The sequence below is a fragment of the Tunturiibacter empetritectus genome, from assembly GCF_014201375.1.
GTDB lineage: Bacteria > Acidobacteriota > Terriglobia > Terriglobales > Acidobacteriaceae > Edaphobacter > Edaphobacter lichenicola_D.
The window spans coordinates 274,189-289,580 of sequence record NZ_JACHDZ010000006.1 but is presented as its reverse complement, the minus strand read 5'-3'; the positions used below and the strand labels follow the sequence as shown (position 1 = coordinate 289,580).

Here is a 15,392-nt window from a genome sequence, read left to right as displayed (position 1 = left end):
CCAGTCCCAGAGCTAGTTATCCAGTACAACCAGCTTGTGGGCAATCGCAAACAGCGCCAGCTCCAGCCGCGTCGAAACGCCGGTCTTATCGAAGATATTTGAAAGATGCCGCTTCACCGTCTCCTCACTGATGGTGAACTGCTTCGCCACATCCTTGTTGCTGCAGCCTTCCACGATGCAGGTCACAACTTCCAACTCTCGCGGTGTCAGCCCATAGGTCTTCCGTTCGGGCACCGCGGCCGCTTTCTTCATCAACTCATTCAGTGCCGTCACCAGATTCACGACACGCTCGCCGCCAATCCAGTAATCGCCAGACAGTACAGCACGCAGCGAACGCGAAAGATCGCCCGCAACCGCATCCTTCAGCACGATCCCGCGAGCTCCGATCTGCAGCGCTTCGATAATCTGCTGCGTCGAGATCGTACTCGTCAGCATGATGATCTTCACGCGCGGCGACTTGCTCATAATCGCGCGCAGAGCCTCAAGCCCAGGCAGACGCGGCATCTGCAAATCGAGTAGCAGAATATCCGGCTCCAGCTCCAGCGTCTGTGTAATCGCCACATCGCCGTCCTCGGCCTCGCCTACCACCTCGAAGCCAGCCTCATTCTCCAGCATGTTTTTCACGCCGAAGCGCACTACAGGATGATCGTCGGCAACAACGATACGAATCGGTGTCGCCGCAACAACTGCATCGTCAGATTTCTTTATCGATTCCTTCATCGTGCATCATCTCCCGACAACTCATTGACTCGACACTAGTTGCTTTCGCGTGCGACCAGAATACGCCGCAGCCGTTCGCACGCCACCATGAATTCGTCCAGTGTAGCTACATCGTCATCACACAAACCCCGCTCCTCCATTGACGTTGCAAGTCTTTGCAGCTCAAGGGCACCCACCATTCCGCATCCGCCTTTGATCGCATGGGCCTCCTTTCTATACGCAGCATTATCGCCCTCGGATGCTGCCCGCCGCATCCTCCCAACCCTCGCCTCCGCATCCTTCAGGCAGAGCGCATATAGCTCGTCTAACTGTGAACGCCGCATCGACCCTATCAGTTTCGCGTAAACGCCCTCATCCAACACAACTCCACTCGCGCCGCTTGCTCCCGCTTCGCCCCGAGCGGAACCACCGGAGATCGCTCCCGCCAGGGTCTCCATCGTAAACGGTTTCAGCAGGAACCCGTCGAACTCCCGCCCCGCCCAATCCTCCAACTCGCTCCCGCTCATCGCCAGCAGCAAAGTCCCCGCCCCGCACAGTCCGCGCAGCCGCCGAGCAAGCTCATCCCCCGCAGTCCCGGGCATCTGCATATCTGTCAACACCACGTCCGGCAACGGACGTACTCGCTGCACATGCACCAATGCCGCATCCCCCGACTCCACCGCCTCCACCTCGTATCCCGCCCGCTCTGCCAGAAGCGTAAGCACCTCGCGACTCAACTCATCGTCATCCACAATCAAAACCCGAACCGGCATGTATTTCAATCATCCTCAGCGCAAAGACTATCAACTGACAGTCTTCTGTACCACTATGGCGCTCGTAGCGGTAAAGTAGTTGCCATGGCTTCAGGGGATCTGCAGGACGAGCAGAATCAGGACCGGCCGAAGCAGCCCAATGAGCAAGCCCAACTGGCTGCGGCCCTCGCAGCCCTCTACGCCCGTGTCGAAGGTCTCGAGCAGCAACTGGCAGAACTGCGCTCGACCCCATCCCTGCGAGCGCGCAAACTGTCCTCCCCTCCGCCACCTCCTCCCGGAACTCCATCCATCGTCTCGATCCCCGGAGTCAACCGCAGTCTTCCCAAAGCTAGCGGATCCCTCGAAGACCGCATCGGCTCCCAACTCTTCAGCCGCATCGGGATCGTCGCACTTCTTATTGCCACCACTCTCTTTCTCAAGTGGGCCATTGACAACCACTGGATCGGCCCCATTGGCCGCATCCTGGCGGGTCTAATCGCAGGAGCCGCAGTCGTCGTCTGGTCGGAGCGCTTTCGCCGCCACGGCTTCAACGCCTTCTCCTACTCCCTCAAGGCCATCGGCAGCGGAGCCCTCTACCTGTCTCTCTGGGCCGCCTTCCAGCTCTATCATCTGTTACCCGCCGGTGTCGCTCTCTCCGCCATGATCCTCGTCACCGCGTGGAACGCCTACATGGCCTGGTCGCAGAACAGCCAGATCCTCGCCGCCTATGCCCTTGCAGGAGCCTTTGCAACTCCTCTGCTCCTCTCCACAGGCGGCAACCACGAAGTCTTCCTCTTCACCTACATCCTCGCAATCGATATAGCAACGGTCTTGCTTGTCCGTCTCAAGCCTTGGCCGCGCCTTCTCTTCGGAGCCTTCCCCCTCACCGTAGCCTTCTTCATCGGCTGGTATGTCGAATGGTTCGATGTCTACAACACCCAGAAGCCCCTCGCCATCACAGCGATCTTCATCGGCCTCTTCTTCCTAACATTCCTCCTCCCCTCCATCCGCATTCAGCAAAACGAAGAACACCCATCTACTGCGATCACCGAGATCCTCCTCCCACTAGCGAACGCGGCCTTCGCGGCACTCGCGTTCTACTCCATCCTGCAGGACACCGGCAATCACAATCTCCTCCCCTGGCTGGCAGTTCTGTTCGCCGCGCTCTATCTCGGCCTGATGCGCCTGCCCCAGCCCCGCGTCACCTCCGCCGTCCATCTCTCTCTCGCAATCGTCTTCCTCACCATCGCCATTCCCCTCAAGGCCAGCGGTCGCTGGATCATCGTCGGTTGGCTCGCTGAGGGCGCAGCCCTGTTATGGATCGCAGCCCGTCTGTCCAGCCCGGCACCAGACAAAACTCCCGAGCCAGCCCCGCTCATCCTTCGCCGCCTCGCCGCCGCTGCTCTCGTCCTCGGCATCTGCGGCCTCCTGGTCGAACCCTTCTGGCTCAACGAACGAATCGACACCGCATTCCTCAATCTCCGCTTCGCCACCGCTCTCTTCGGACTAGCCGCACTAGGCCTCTCCGCGTTCTTCGCACATGGTTCCCTTCGCCACTCCGACGAGCAGAACAAAGCCTTCCCCAACTGGCTCACCATCGCGGGGTCCTCCATCGTCGCGTTCAACTTCATCGCCATCCTCGCCTGCCTCCGCGAGCTTGACTCCGCATGGAGCGTCACCGCGGGCAATCCCGAAGCCGACCTGCAAAAGGCCCTCGCCATCTCCGCCTTCCTCATGCTCTACGGCGCAGGCTTGCTCGCCATTGGCTTCTGGAAGCGCTCAGCCTTCATCCGCTGGCAGGCGCTCCTGCTGTTGGTCTTCACCATCGGCAAAGCCTTCCTCTACGACCTGCGCAACCTCAGCCAGGGCTATCGAGTTCTAAGTTTTCTCGGACTCGGAGCCCTGCTGATGGCCATCAGCTTCGCCTATCAGAAAGACTGGCTGGCCCTCCGCCTCCCCAATCCCACATCCGATCTGCCCAACCACGAAGGAGCCGACCAGTGAAGTCTGCGATCCTTCTGACCCTCCTTATCTGGCAGGCAGCCGCAACTCCGGAGCGCACCAACCCACGCTACCTCCGCTACGAACGAACCCTCACCACGCCGTCAGGCGCAGGTCAAAGCTGCGCGATCATAGATCCATCCCTCTTTCCTCACGCCGGTCCGTCGCTCAAAGATCTCCGCCTCTTCCAGGACAACCGCGAGATCCCTTACGCCATCACGCTGAGCGAGCCGCAACAGTCTGACAACGACACCGCCACCATCCGCAACCTCGGCCTCCGCGGTCGCAACATCGTCTTTGACCTCGAAATGCCGAACCGCCCCTACACCGAGCTTATACTCGATCTCGACGGACACGACTTCCTCGCCACCGCAACCGTCTCCGGCACACGCGACCCCAGCTACACCAACCAGACACAGCTCGGCGAGTTCACTCTTTTCGATCTCACCAGCCAGCATCTCTCCCGCAGCACGACGATCCACCTGCAGGAGACCAGCCTCCCCTATCTCCACATCGAACTCGCCGTCTCCCCAGCTACTGGCACCCATACCCTCGACGTCTCCCCCCAGGCCCTGCAAAAGATGGTGCAGAGCGCCACCGTTCCTCCCAGCCGCGAAGCCCAGTCCCTCTACACCACAGCAGTCCAGACCACCGCCGTCTCTCAGCGCGGCCCCAAAACCGTCGCAACCTTCGCCCTGCCGCAACGCATCCCCATTGAGCGCGTCTCCTTCTCCATCTCACCCGCCTTCAAAGCGAACTTCAGCCGCGACATCAGCATCACGGACCACCCCACCGCCACGCCCAACCCAGCCGACGGACTCAGCGAAACCCTCGCCGGCACCATCCTTCGCGTCCATCTCACGCAGGCCGGCCGCGAGATCCGTCAGGAGCAACTCAGCGTCCCCGCCACCCTCGGCTCCAACATGCAAAGCGCAGCGACAGTCGAAGTCGCAGTCAACAACGGTGACGACGCCCCGCTTCCCATCACCGCCATTCGCCTTGAGATGCGCCAGCGCAAGATCTGTTTTGACGCCCCCGCGGCTCAGCCTCTCACCCTCTTCTATGGAGACGCCGCCCTTACCGCCCCGCAGTACGACTACACGCGCCTCTTCTCCCCTTCGAGCGAGTTTCACGCAGCAAACTTAGGTCCCGAGCAGTTCAATTCCGCCTATCGCGATCGCCCCGATGCGCGCCCGCTCACAGACCGCCATCCTCACCTGCTCTGGATCGCGCTTCTCATCGTGATCTGCATCCTCGCGATCGTCGCCATCCGCTCGTCGAAGACAGTCCACCACTAGCTGTCAGCCCTGAGAGCATATCTTCCGACCAACGGGAGGACCGTGATTTCCATCCCACCGAGACAAGGTATACAAGTCACGAAGTGACCGCCCTCCGCGAAGGAGGCCCGTCCGGCAGGACATTATCTTTTACCGAATAGCCGCATCCACTTCACTGATCCAGTTAGGCGACTTCAGAATCTCTCGAGGCTTCGATCCATCCGCAGGCCCCACCAGACCATCGTTGTACATCATGTCGATCAGGTGAGCAGCGCGCCCATATCCAATCCGCAGCCTACGCTGCAGCAGGGAAGTGCTCGCCTTCCCAAACTCAAACACCAACCGAACTGCATCGTCATACAGCTCGTCGTTGTTGTCCCCATCGCCCCCGCCATCGCCATCTTTACCCGTGCCGTTATCTTCCTTCGGTCCCTCCAGGAAGCCATGCACATACTCAGCCTCGCCCTGCGCCTTCCAGAAAGCAGTCACAGCCGAGATCTCTTTCTCCGTCACGAATGGAGCGTGCACACGCTGCACCCGGCTGGTCCCCGGCGGCAGATAGAGCATATCGCCGCGTCCCAACAGGCTCTCCGCACCATTCGAATCGATGATCGTCCGCGAGTCCACCTTCGTCGCCAATCGGAAGCTCATACGAGTAGGCACATTCGCCTTGATCAACCCAGTAATTACATCGACCGAAGGCCGCTGCGTAGCGAGCACAAGATGGATGCCCACCGCACGAGCCATCTGCGCCAAGCGCGTAATCGACTCTTCAACATTCGCCCGATCCAGCATCATCAAGTCAGCCAACTCGTCGATGATGATGATGATGTAAGGCAGCGGCTCCTGGTTCACATCTTCAAACAAGTACTCGCTGCCATGGTCGAACAGCTTGTTGAACTGGTCGATATTCCTCACATGATTCGCAGCCAGCAGTTTCAGCCTTCGCTCCATCTCACGCACAGCATTGCGCAGCGCATTCGCCGCCAGCTTCGCCTCCGTAATGATCGGCGTAAACAGATGCGGAATCCCCTCATACATCCCAAGCTCCACCCGCTTCGGATCCACAAGAATCATGCGAACCTGCTCCGGAGTCGACTTGAAAAGCACACTCATAATCATCGCGTTGATCGCAACCGACTTACCCGAGCCAGTCGAACCCGCGATCAGAACATGCGGCATACTCGCCAGATCCGCAGTAACGATGCGGCCATTGATGTCCTTGCCCAGCGCAATCGCCAGCCTGCTCTTGCTCTGCGCAAAGCTCTCACACTCGACCACATCTCGCAGCCAGATCGTCTCTCGCTCATGGTTCGGCACCTGAATCCCTACCGTGCTCTTGCCCGGCATCCGCTCAATCAAAATCGACTCAGCAGCCATGGCAAGACAAAGATCATCCGCCAGCCCTGTGATCCGGGCGACCTTCACCCCAGCCTCCGGCTTGAACTCAAACGTCGTCACCACCGGTCCTGGATTGATCTGGGTTACCTGTCCATCGACGCCAAACTCAGCCGACTTCTCCACCAGCACCCGCGCCTCTTCGCGCAGCGCATCCTCGCGAACCACAGCGTGCTCTTCACTCCGATAAAGCAGCGACGAAGGCGGAAGCTTGTACCCGCGCACACTCTTCGGCACAATCGTCACCGGCTTGATGTCCGCATCCGCACGCCTGCCAAACGAGATGTTATCCGGCAGCGTATGCAGCGGCTGCGAAGCAGCAGCGACAGGAGCAGCAAACGAAGCTCTCGGCTCCTCCCCAACCTTCTTCGGCGCACGTGCCGGAGCCGCAGCCTTCATCGAAGCCGGCTCACGCCACTCCTCAGCACCAGCAAACTCTCTGAAGTTCGACTCATCATCCAGCGCATGCACCGGAGCCGCCGCCTTAGCCAACACCTCCGCAAACGGCGCAACCGCCGCCGCCGCCGTGCCAAACGCCGTCACCGGAGGAGCATCCACCAGCGTCCGCGGCATCGCCCCAAAGATCGAAGCATGATGCCCGACGGCAACCTCCTCAGGCACAATCGAGATCGGTTGCACCTTCTTCTTTCTGCTCAACCAGCCGAACAATCCACCCAGTAGCGTCGCCGGCTCCGGCTCAGGCTCCAGCCTTCTGCGCTCTGCCGCCTCCGCAAGCTCACGAGCCCGCCGCGCTTTAGCATCAGCCTGCTCCCGCTTGCTTCCATACGACTCCTCAAAATCAACCTCAGCCCCAGCCCGGCGACTCCGCCGCTGCGACCACCACTCCCACAGCCGCTGCACAAATCCAAACCGGATCGTCGCCCACTCCCGCGCCGTATTGAACGTGAACGTAGTCGCCAGGTATAGCGACACCGCCACCATCAGCGTCAACACAATCGCCGCGCCCGGCAGATTCAGATAATGCACCAGCAGATCTGCCAGCAGTCGTCCTGTTGTCCCCTCGATAGGCAGCGAGCCGCGCCACATCATCTCCCCAGGCAGCAGCGCAATCGCCGCCGGCCCAAACACTACCCACATCCCAAGCCCAATCGTCTTCGCCAGCGGAGATCCAGCCGGCCGCGACCGCATCCAGCAAATCCCCAATCGTCCCAACACCAGCGGCAAAAAGAATGCAGCCACCCCAATCAGCTGCAGCATCCCATCGGCGAGATACGCCCCAACCATCCCGGTCCAGTTGTGCGCCGGCCGCCCCTTCACGTATTGCCCCACCGTATCGAACGACGGATCAGTCGGCGTGTAACTCGCCAAAGCCAGCAGCAACAGCCCCGCGCTCACCAGTACGACCATCCCGAGAATCTCATTCAGGCGGCGGTTGCGCGTGGGGGTCGAAACAAGTCTCAGAGTTTTCATTGGGGAGCCTTCATGTGAGGGGGACGCGCGGGCTCATCCGTCACGGCGCGCACAACCTCTCACGCCGTCCGATCCAAACCGAGCCCGCAAATCACCAGAGCACCTTCGATTATCCCAGACCCTCCCCAACCCCCTGCACAAATGTCGAAAAACCTCACTTCGGGGTATCCACATACAAACCCACGGGCACTCCCTGCATCTACTCCTTCATATTCACCGCCGAGCCAAATTTCACTCGGCGGTCCTTAGAACCGGTTGGCAGGGGAGCGGGATTTTCGCGATTTCTCTTGCTTGCCGTCGGCGGAGGAGAATCGCGCACAGCCGACGGACCCTGCACCAACCGCATCCCGCACCTACCTTCACTCAAGATTGAGGTCTACATCATGCCGACAGATTCAGGTAAGCAGAACGAAATGCAGCGCGCTCTCAACTCCCTCATCAGCACCCTTCTCGACAGCCAGAAAGGCTTTGCCGACATCGGCGAACATCTGAAAGACGACACTCTCAAACGTTACTTCCTCGCCGAATCTCTCAAGCGCGCCAGCTTCCGCGGCGACCTGGAGGAGATTCTCCATCAGAACGGTGTACACGACATCAAAGAGTCCGGGACGACCGCCGGCACCCTCCACCGCGTCTGGGGAGACCTGAAAGCCAAGCTCGGCGGCGGCGACCACACCCTCCTCGAGACTGCCGAACAGGGCGAAGACGAGGCCAAGAAGGCCTACGCCGACGCTCTCAATCAGGATCTTCCGCTCCCCGTCCGCCAGCTCGTCGCAGAGCAGCAGGCCCACGTCCTCACCTCTCACGATTACGTGAAGAGCCACCGCGACTCCCTCGTATCCAAATAGTCAGAATAGCCAAGGGCGTACAAATTCGACGACGGGCAGAGAGTTCGATCTCGCTGCCCGCATTTTTTTGTTAGCGTGAAGCATGCAAGAAGAGCGAAGTGATTCAGCATGATCGGACGCATCTTTCTCGCCACAATCTTCCTCATCTCCGGGAGCCTTCACTTCCTGGCCCCAGGCGTCTACCTCCGCATCATGCCGCCCTATCTACCCGCGCACAAACTCCTGGTCTACCTCAGCGGCGCAGCCGAGCTACTAGGCGCCATCGGACTGCTGATCCCTTCCACGCGCCAAGCCGCAGCCTGGGGGCTGATCGTTTTGCTCATAGCCGTCCTTCCAGCCAACATCTACATGGCAACGTCGCACCTGCGCCTGCCCGGCATCATGGGGCAAAGCTGGGCGCAGTGGCTGCGCGTCCCCCTGCAGATTCCGCTTATCTATTGGGCCTGGCTCTACACCCGCCGATAGCTACCTGCGCCATCTAGTACCCCGCGTGATACAGCCCAAACACCACCACAGACGCCACCAGGCAGTAGATCCCAAACAGATACCACCGGCCCTCCTCCAGCCAGCTGCTCAACCACCTCAAAGCCAGCAGTCCCGCCAGAAACGCAAACACCGCACCAAGCAACCCCATCATCATGCTCCCATGCAGATCAATGGGCACACCCGCCGCCGTCGCTGCATGCGACGCCTTCACCAGCCGCATCACCTCGCGTCCCACCGCCGGTGGCGTCAGCACCACAGCCAGCGCAAAGCTGAACCGCTCCGCCCGCTCCTTGCTCGCGCCCGTCAACATCCCCGTCGAGATCGTAGCGCCCGACCGCGAAAATCCGCGGAACGGCAGACACAATCCCTGAATTGCGCCGATCCAACCCGCCTGCCGCATCGTCACGCTGTCGCCGTAGACCTTCTCATGCGCGCCCATCCGCCGCTTCTCCATCAGGCCCGCAAGCAGAATCAACAAGCCCGCAGCGAACAGCGCAGGAGCGATCAGATCCAGCCGCCCAAACAGCAGCTCAATCTCACCCTTCGAAGCCCCTTTAAATGCAGTCTTCTCAATCACCTTGATGATCACTTCGCCAATGACAGCAGTCAGCAGCGAAGCCCATACCAACCGAATCAAAAACCGTTTGAACGCGTCGCCACTCGAGAAGTAAGTCTTCTTCCACTGATTCCAGAAGTAAACAATCACGGCGAACATCGTACCCGTGTGCAGCATCACCAGCAGCAGCGTCATCTGCGGCGTCGTCGGGTCCAGCCCCAACAGTTTTTCGGCGACTACAACGTGAGCGGAGCTCGAGACAGGCAACAGCTCAGCAAGACCCTGCACGATGGCAAGGAGGATGACATGAAGAATCGACATGCATCCATCCTAAAGCGTCCGTATGTGTAAACGGTAAACAAGGTAGGTCCTGCCGGACGGGCCTCCTGCGGAGCGCGGGCGTTCGCACGCCTTTTTAAAGCGTGGTCCTCCCGTTGGTCGGCACGAGATCCACCCGCGACCAACGGGAGCGCCAACCGAAGGGGTATACAAGTCACGAAGTGACCCCTCCACGCGTAGTGGCCCGTCCGGCAGGACATCGCCTCTAATCCCGATCACTCCCATAGATCGCGATCCCCTGCGAAACCCGAAACGCAATACTAGCCCCCCGCGCTGCGAACTCCGACTTCGGATACCGCGCCTTCAAATCCATCGCCAGCGCCTGCGTCCTCTTCGCTGCCTCTTCCGACCGCTTCTTATCTTCCTGCACCAGGTACATCGTCACTACCACGCCCTGACGATACACCGCGTTGTAAAGCGCCTCCGCAGCCTTAGGCCCATCCCCATACTGCTGCGCATACTTCACATAAAGCCCCGTCTCCATCTCCGGACACTTCGGCAGCCCCTGCCAATCCCCACACAGCTTGTTATCCAGAAGATCGAACGCCGCCCGCGCCGCAAACTCACCCGGATATATCTTCATCACCTTCTTCAGCTCGCCCTCATAAATCTGCGGCCGCAGATATGCCTCCTGCTCCTTCGCACTCGGTAGCGTGCTGACATCGACCTTATCCAGTTGCCACCGAATATCCGCCGCCCGCCACGCCGCCTCACCCGCCAGCGGCGAATCCGGAAAGTACTCCGCCACGCGCTTATACAGCAGATGAGCCGCCCCCGCCGCGCCTTTCGGTGCATGCGGCCGCTCCGCCTCATCTTCAAAGTTCGCCGCCGACCCAAACAGAATCACATCCCCACCAGCCGTCCCCGGCCCAAGAATTCCCTTATCCCGAATCCACCCCGAAGCCGGAGTTACATTCGCGTCCTCGCCAAACTCAGGCTTGTTGCGATCGTCCTCATTCGCGTCATCGTTGATATCGGTATTCGCAAACACCTTCACCCAGGCGCCACTCCGCTCAACAATCTGTATCTCGTGGCCCGGCGTAACCAGCGAGATCTTCTGCGCATCTGCATCCGACGCCACGTACACATTCGCATCATGCAGCACCGTCGCAATGGCCGTCCTGTCGTAGTCTTTTCCCTTCTTCTGCCCCATCGCAGCAACATTCGCCACCAGCAGCACCGCCCCAACACCAACTGCCGCATATCTCACAGAAAAAATTCGCATAGACCTCACTTAGACGCCGCCATAGTCCTCTGGAAAGCCAAACACGGTCCAGTCTAAACTTTCGCTCTTCAACAAACGAACCAATATCATCCACGACTCCCCATATGCGCCACTATCTCTACACGCATCAAATCCATAGACTAGAGAAAGACCCTGCGGCAAGATAAAAACGCACAAAATCGCATGATGACCCTGCAAACAGAAGACTATTCGAGCCTCAAGCGGAAGTTGATTCTCCGCGACTCCCTCACTTTTCTCAGTCTGCTGCTCGTCACCATCGTTCTGTTCCTCATGACGTTTTTCCTCTTTCGCTCCTTCACCTCCCACCGCCAGGAACTGGCCCAACGCTGGTCCGCCCGAGGCCAGGCTGCCCTCAACGCAGGCCACCCCGACCAGGCCATCGTCGCCCTTCGCACGGCCCTCTCCTACGCCCCCGGCCAGCGCTCCTGCGAGCTCCTCCTCGCCCAGGCCCTCGGCGACGCCGGCCACACCGAGGAGTCCTTCAACTACTTCCTCGGCCTATGGGAGACCCAACCCGGCGACGGCTTCATCAACCTCAGCCTCGGCCGTCTCGCCGCAAAGAAAAACGACATCCAGGCTGCCATCAACTACTACCGCGCCTCCATCTTCGGCACGTGGCAGGGAGACGGAGTCCTCCGCCGCCGCGAGGTCCGCCTTGAACTCTCGCAATACTTCATCGCGCATCACGACCTCAGCAGCGCCCGCACCGAACTTCTCATCACCGGAGGCAACGCACCCGAAGACGTCCCCCTCTCCCTCACCCTCGCGCAGCTCCTCGAGAAGGCCCAAACTCCTCACGACGCCTTGACCTACTACCGCAAAGTTCTCGCGCAGGAGCCAAAAAACCAGATCGCCCTCCAAGCCGCGGCTCGCCTCGAATACGACTCCGGCCACTTCGACGAAGCCCACCGGCTCATAGAGCAGACCATGCGTGAACAGGAAACCTCCCCCTCCACGCCCGAAGCAATCACCCCCAGATACGAAGAGATGCTCGAAGACTCCACGCGCATCCTCGAACTCGCCCCCCTCAAGAAGCTCCCCAACAACGAACGTGTCACGCGCATCCTGCAAGCCCGCGCTCTGGCAAAGAAACGCTTCGCCACCTGCAGCACCCAGCTCTCCGTCGCCAGCGGCTTGTCTTCTCCACTCAAGGATCTCGCCGCAAAGTGGACGAGCAAAGCTGCCACCGCCAGCCGCGCCGCTCTCCTCAACGACCCCACCCAGCAGGACTCCACCATGCAACTCGTCTTCGACACCGAGACCCAGACCAGCAGGATCTGCGGTCCTCCCACCGGCGACGACGCCCTCCTCCTGCAACTCGCCAAATTCCCCAAAGCGATGGAGCCCTAAGCCAAGATGGAAGATCAAACAGCAATGGCGGAGACGGAGCCGGTCGCACCCATCACCCTCCGCGAAGACATGATCGCCCGTATCGCCCCCGGCCGCGAAGAGCGCGTCTTCCTCCTCCTCTCCATCTTCATCGGCGTCGTCTCCGGCCTCCTCGTCGTCTCCTTCCGCATGGCCATCGAATGGCTCAGCGTCCTGCTCCTCGGCTCCTCTCCATACCCGCACCAGCCGCGCCTGCTCTACATCCCCGCCGCAGCCGGCTTAGTCATCGCAGTCCTCACTCGCTACGTCTTCCCCAAGGTTCGAGGCAGCGGCATCAACCAGACCAAGGCCGCCCTCTACATCTCGAACGGCTACATCTCCTTCCGCACCGTCATCGGGAAGTTCCTTCTCTCTGCCCTCGCCATCGGCAGCGGCCACTCTCTCGGTCCCGAAGACCCATCGCTCCAGATCGGCGCCGGCGTAGCCTCCCTCATCTCCCGCCGCTTCGGCATGTCGAAGGAAAAACTCCGCATCTTCGCTCCCATCGGAGCCGCCGCCGGCCTCGCCGCAGCCTTCAATGCCCCCATCTCCGCCATCCTCTTCGTCATCGAAGAGGTCATCGGCCAATGGAGCGCCGCCGTCCTCGGCTCCATCGTCCTCTCCGCAGTCGCCAGCGTCGTCGTCGCCCGCTCCTTCTGGGGAGCCCAGCCGATGTTCCGCATCCCCGTCATAGACCTCCGCGACTCCCGCGAGCTTCTCGCCTACGCCGCCCTTGGAGTCGTCGGCGGTTTTGCCTCTCTCCTCTTCGCCCGCTGCCTCAGCTACCTTCGCCCCAAACTCCGCAGCCAGCCGCAGTGGTCGCAGCTTCTCCAGCCCGCCGTCGCCGGCCTCCTCGTAGGAGCCATCGGCTACTTTGGCCTCGTACAAGTCATGGGCGCAGGATACGAAGCCATCGACCAGGCCATGCACGCGCAGTTCGCCTGGAAGATGCTCCTCCTCCTCGCTCTCTTCAAGATCATCGCCACCACACTCTCTTTCTCCAGCGGCACACCCGGCGGAATGTTCGCACCCACCCTCTTCATCGGAGCCATGCTCGGCGCCGCCGTAGGTACCTTCGAAAAAATCTACTTCCCCCACCTCACCGGCACCATCGGCTCCTACGCGCTGGTCGGCATGGGCGTTCTCTTCGCCGCATTCCTCCGCGCCCCCCTCACCTCCGTCTTCATGGTGCTCGAGGTCAGCGGCAACTACTCCATCGTGCTGCCCGTCATCCTCGCCAACACCATCGCCTACCTCATCTCCCGCGTCCTCCAGCCTATCCCCATCCTCGAGCAGTTCACCCACCAGGACGGCCTCAACCTCCCCTCCATGGAGGAGCTCCGCGAAGAGAGCAATCTCCATCTCGAAGATGCCATGCAGCCCTTCACCGTCCCCGTCCTGCAAGGCAGCGAAACCATCGCCGACACGCTCAACTCACTCGCCCAATACGAAGACCTGAAATCCATCCCCATCTTCCTGGTCCACTGCAGCGACGGCCTCTGGTACACCGCAAAAAGAGAAGAGCTCGAAGCCCTCGCAGCGAATCAGCCAGAGGAGCAAGACGCAACCACAACCACGCCCCCAGCCGCGACACTAGCCGGGCATCTGGGCCCCGAGCGCACTCCCGTCTTATTCCCCGACCAGCCTCTATCCAGCGCCCTCCCGCACTTCCAGCGCTGGCCTCTCCTCCCCATCACCAACCGAGCCATACGAGGCTCCCTCGAAGGCACAGTGACTCTCCAAGATGTTCTAAACCGCTATCAAAAACACTAGTCGATCCCGACCACCGGGAGGGCCATTACCTCACGCTCACCGAAGACAAGGTATACAAGTCACGAAGTGACCGCCTCCCGCGAAGGGAGCCCGTCAGGCAGGACTAAGCCTTCGCCGCCAACTCCCCCTCCAACTGCTCCCGCAGCGCCGGCTCCAGGTTCCCCCCACTCAAAATCACCGCCACCTTCTTCACCTTCGGCAGCTCCTCCGCATGAAACAGCGCCGCAGCCAGCGTCACCGCGCCACTCGGCTCAGGCACTAGCGTCGTCGCACGCAACATCACCCGCATCGCCGCCAGTATCTCCTCCTCCGACACCGTCACAATCCCATCCGCAAACTTCATCACATGCGCAAAGTTCAACACGCCCAGACTCTGCGTCCGCAGCCCATCCCCAAGCGTCCGCGTAGTCTTCGCCGCGGGCCACTCCACCAGCGTCTTCGAATAAAAACTCTCCTTCGCATCCGCCGCCAGCTCCGGCTCCGCTCCCCAAACCTGCACCCCGGCACTCACCAACCCAGCCCGTGCCGCCAGCTTCACCGACGTAGCCGTCCCACTCAGCAACCCGCCACCACTCACCGGCGAGATCACCAGCTCCACCCCCGGCAGCTGTTCCACAATCTCCAACCCACACGTCGCCTGTCCCGCGATAATCTGCGGAGCGTCATAAGGCGGAATCATCGCATACCCAAACTCCGCCACCAGCTCCTCGGCCTTCATCCTCCGCTCCGACGAAGCCGGCCCCACCTCCACAATCTCCGCACCCAGCCCCCTCGTAGCCGCCTTCTTCACCTCGGGAGCATTCGAAGGCATCACAATCACAGCCTTCGCCCCCAGCGCCCGCGCCGCATACGCCACACCCTGCGCATGGTTCCCACTCGAATACGTAATCACCCCACGCCGCAGCGCCTCAGGCGACAACTGCGCCACCATGTTGTAAGCCCCACGCAGCTTGAAGCTCCCAATCGGCTGTTCACTCTCGGCCTTGATGTAGAGATCAAACTCCGGCTCCGGAAACTTTCCCATTCGCAAACGAGCCCGTTCCACGCGATAAAGCGGAGTCCTCACCGCAACCCCGGCGATCCGCTCCTTCGCCGCCCGAATCTCCTCCAACGTCACAAATTTGTCTGACATAGCCTCACCTCATTTGAAATGCATCAGAAGAAAATAGATTCCCAGCAGCCAAAGTCCCAGCGGTATTGTTAGGACTAAAATCTGTG

12 protein-coding genes are annotated in these 15,392 nt (G+C 60.6%); 6 read left to right on the top strand and 6 right to left on the bottom strand.

What is annotated here, in order from left to right:
- Positions 1 to 12: 12 nt before the first annotated feature.
- Both HDF10_RS17425 and HDF10_RS17420 read right to left on the bottom strand, forming a co-directional pair.
- Positions 13 to 720 (bottom strand): response regulator, encoded by a 708-nt coding sequence (locus tag HDF10_RS17425; protein ID WP_183768758.1) that lies wholly within the window; start codon positions 718 to 720, stop codon positions 13 to 15.
- A 35-nt stretch (positions 721 to 755) separates the two neighbouring features.
- The gene (locus tag HDF10_RS17420) at positions 756 to 1,472 is read right to left on the bottom strand and encodes a response regulator (RefSeq protein ID WP_183815643.1); all 717 of its coding nucleotides are present in this window, start codon (positions 1,470 to 1,472) and stop codon (positions 756 to 758) included.
- Between the two features lie 84 nt (positions 1,473 to 1,556).
- Between HDF10_RS17420 and HDF10_RS17415 the strand changes: the two genes are divergently transcribed.
- Entirely contained in the window at positions 1,557 to 3,455 is a 1,899-nt protein-coding gene (locus tag HDF10_RS17415; RefSeq protein WP_183815641.1) for a DUF2339 domain-containing protein, read from the top strand.
- Complete coding sequence (locus HDF10_RS21225) at positions 3,452 to 4,750, top strand: DUF3999 family protein (RefSeq protein ID WP_183815639.1); 1,299 nt, start codon at positions 3,452 to 3,454, stop codon at positions 4,748 to 4,750. The genes HDF10_RS17415 and HDF10_RS21225 overlap by 4 nt, the downstream gene beginning before the upstream one ends.
- A gap of 129 nt (positions 4,751 to 4,879) precedes the next feature.
- On the opposite strand, the gene HDF10_RS17405 is transcribed toward HDF10_RS21225, so the two are convergent.
- The gene (locus HDF10_RS17405) at positions 4,880 to 7,558 is read right to left on the bottom strand and encodes a DNA translocase FtsK (RefSeq protein ID WP_183815637.1); all 2,679 of its coding nucleotides are present in this window, start codon (positions 7,556 to 7,558) and stop codon (positions 4,880 to 4,882) included.
- 383 nt (positions 7,559 to 7,941) lie between these two features.
- Between HDF10_RS17405 and HDF10_RS17400 the strand changes: the two genes are divergently transcribed.
- Together HDF10_RS17400 and HDF10_RS17395 are read left to right on the top strand one after the other, a co-directional pair.
- Entirely contained in the window at positions 7,942 to 8,406 is a 465-nt protein-coding gene (locus HDF10_RS17400) for a PA2169 family four-helix-bundle protein (protein WP_183815635.1), read from the top strand.
- A gap of 108 nt (positions 8,407 to 8,514) precedes the next feature.
- A complete protein-coding gene (locus HDF10_RS17395; protein ID WP_183815633.1) occupies positions 8,515 to 8,871 on the top strand; it encodes a DoxX family protein in 357 nt (118 codons plus the stop codon).
- Positions 8,872 to 8,884: 13 nt separating this feature from the next.
- Here HDF10_RS17395 and HDF10_RS17390 read toward each other — a convergent pair whose 3' ends face one another.
- Positions 8,885 to 9,769, bottom strand: coding sequence for an undecaprenyl-diphosphate phosphatase (locus tag HDF10_RS17390; protein ID WP_183815631.1), 885 nt, complete (start codon positions 9,767 to 9,769; stop codon positions 8,885 to 8,887).
- Between the two features lie 223 nt (positions 9,770 to 9,992).
- Complete coding sequence (locus HDF10_RS17385) at positions 9,993 to 11,012, bottom strand: SH3 domain-containing protein (RefSeq protein ID WP_183815630.1); 1,020 nt, start codon at positions 11,010 to 11,012, stop codon at positions 9,993 to 9,995.
- Positions 11,013 to 11,195: 183 nt separating this feature from the next.
- Here HDF10_RS17385 and HDF10_RS17380 point away from each other — a divergent pair, with 183 nt between their 5' ends.
- The gene (locus HDF10_RS17380) at positions 11,196 to 12,383 is read left to right on the top strand and encodes a tetratricopeptide repeat protein (protein ID WP_183815628.1); all 1,188 of its coding nucleotides are present in this window, start codon (positions 11,196 to 11,198) and stop codon (positions 12,381 to 12,383) included.
- A 6-nt stretch (positions 12,384 to 12,389) separates the two neighbouring features.
- Complete coding sequence (locus HDF10_RS17375) at positions 12,390 to 14,174, top strand: chloride channel protein (RefSeq protein WP_183815626.1); 1,785 nt, start codon at positions 12,390 to 12,392, stop codon at positions 14,172 to 14,174.
- A gap of 103 nt (positions 14,175 to 14,277) precedes the next feature.
- Here the strand turns inward: HDF10_RS17375 and HDF10_RS17370 are convergent, their stop codons facing one another.
- The gene (locus HDF10_RS17370; RefSeq protein WP_183815624.1) at positions 14,278 to 15,306 is read right to left on the bottom strand and encodes a threonine ammonia-lyase; all 1,029 of its coding nucleotides are present in this window, start codon (positions 15,304 to 15,306) and stop codon (positions 14,278 to 14,280) included.
- Positions 15,307 to 15,392: the final 86 nt, after the last annotated feature.

What these genes read in the sequence shown, in the direction of transcription:
- HDF10_RS17385 (WP_183815630.1), bottom strand. Translation starts at nt 11,012, where the DNA reads ATGCGAATTTTTTCTGTGAGATATGCGGCAGTTGGTGTTGGGGCGGTG.
- HDF10_RS17400 (WP_183815635.1), top strand. Translation starts at nt 7,942, where the DNA reads ATGCCGACAGATTCAGGTAAGCAGAACGAAATGCAGCGCGCTCTCAAC.
- HDF10_RS17420 (WP_183815643.1), bottom strand. Translation starts at nt 1,472, where the DNA reads ATGCCGGTTCGGGTTTTGATTGTGGATGACGATGAGTTGAGTCGCGAG.
- HDF10_RS17425 (WP_183768758.1), bottom strand. Translation starts at nt 720, where the DNA reads ATGAAGGAATCGATAAAGAAATCTGACGATGCAGTTGTTGCGGCGACA.
- HDF10_RS17415 (WP_183815641.1), top strand. Translation starts at nt 1,557, where the DNA reads ATGGCTTCAGGGGATCTGCAGGACGAGCAGAATCAGGACCGGCCGAAG.
- HDF10_RS17370 (WP_183815624.1), bottom strand. Translation starts at nt 15,306, where the DNA reads ATGTCAGACAAATTTGTGACGTTGGAGGAGATTCGGGCGGCGAAGGAG.
- HDF10_RS17380 (WP_183815628.1), top strand. Translation starts at nt 11,196, where the DNA reads ATGATGACCCTGCAAACAGAAGACTATTCGAGCCTCAAGCGGAAGTTG.
- HDF10_RS17375 (WP_183815626.1), top strand. Translation starts at nt 12,390, where the DNA reads ATGGAAGATCAAACAGCAATGGCGGAGACGGAGCCGGTCGCACCCATC.
- HDF10_RS17395 (WP_183815633.1), top strand. Translation starts at nt 8,515, where the DNA reads ATGATCGGACGCATCTTTCTCGCCACAATCTTCCTCATCTCCGGGAGC.
- HDF10_RS17390 (WP_183815631.1), bottom strand. Translation starts at nt 9,769, where the DNA reads ATGTCGATTCTTCATGTCATCCTCCTTGCCATCGTGCAGGGTCTTGCT.
- HDF10_RS17405 (WP_183815637.1), bottom strand. Translation starts at nt 7,558, where the DNA reads ATGAAAACTCTGAGACTTGTTTCGACCCCCACGCGCAACCGCCGCCTG.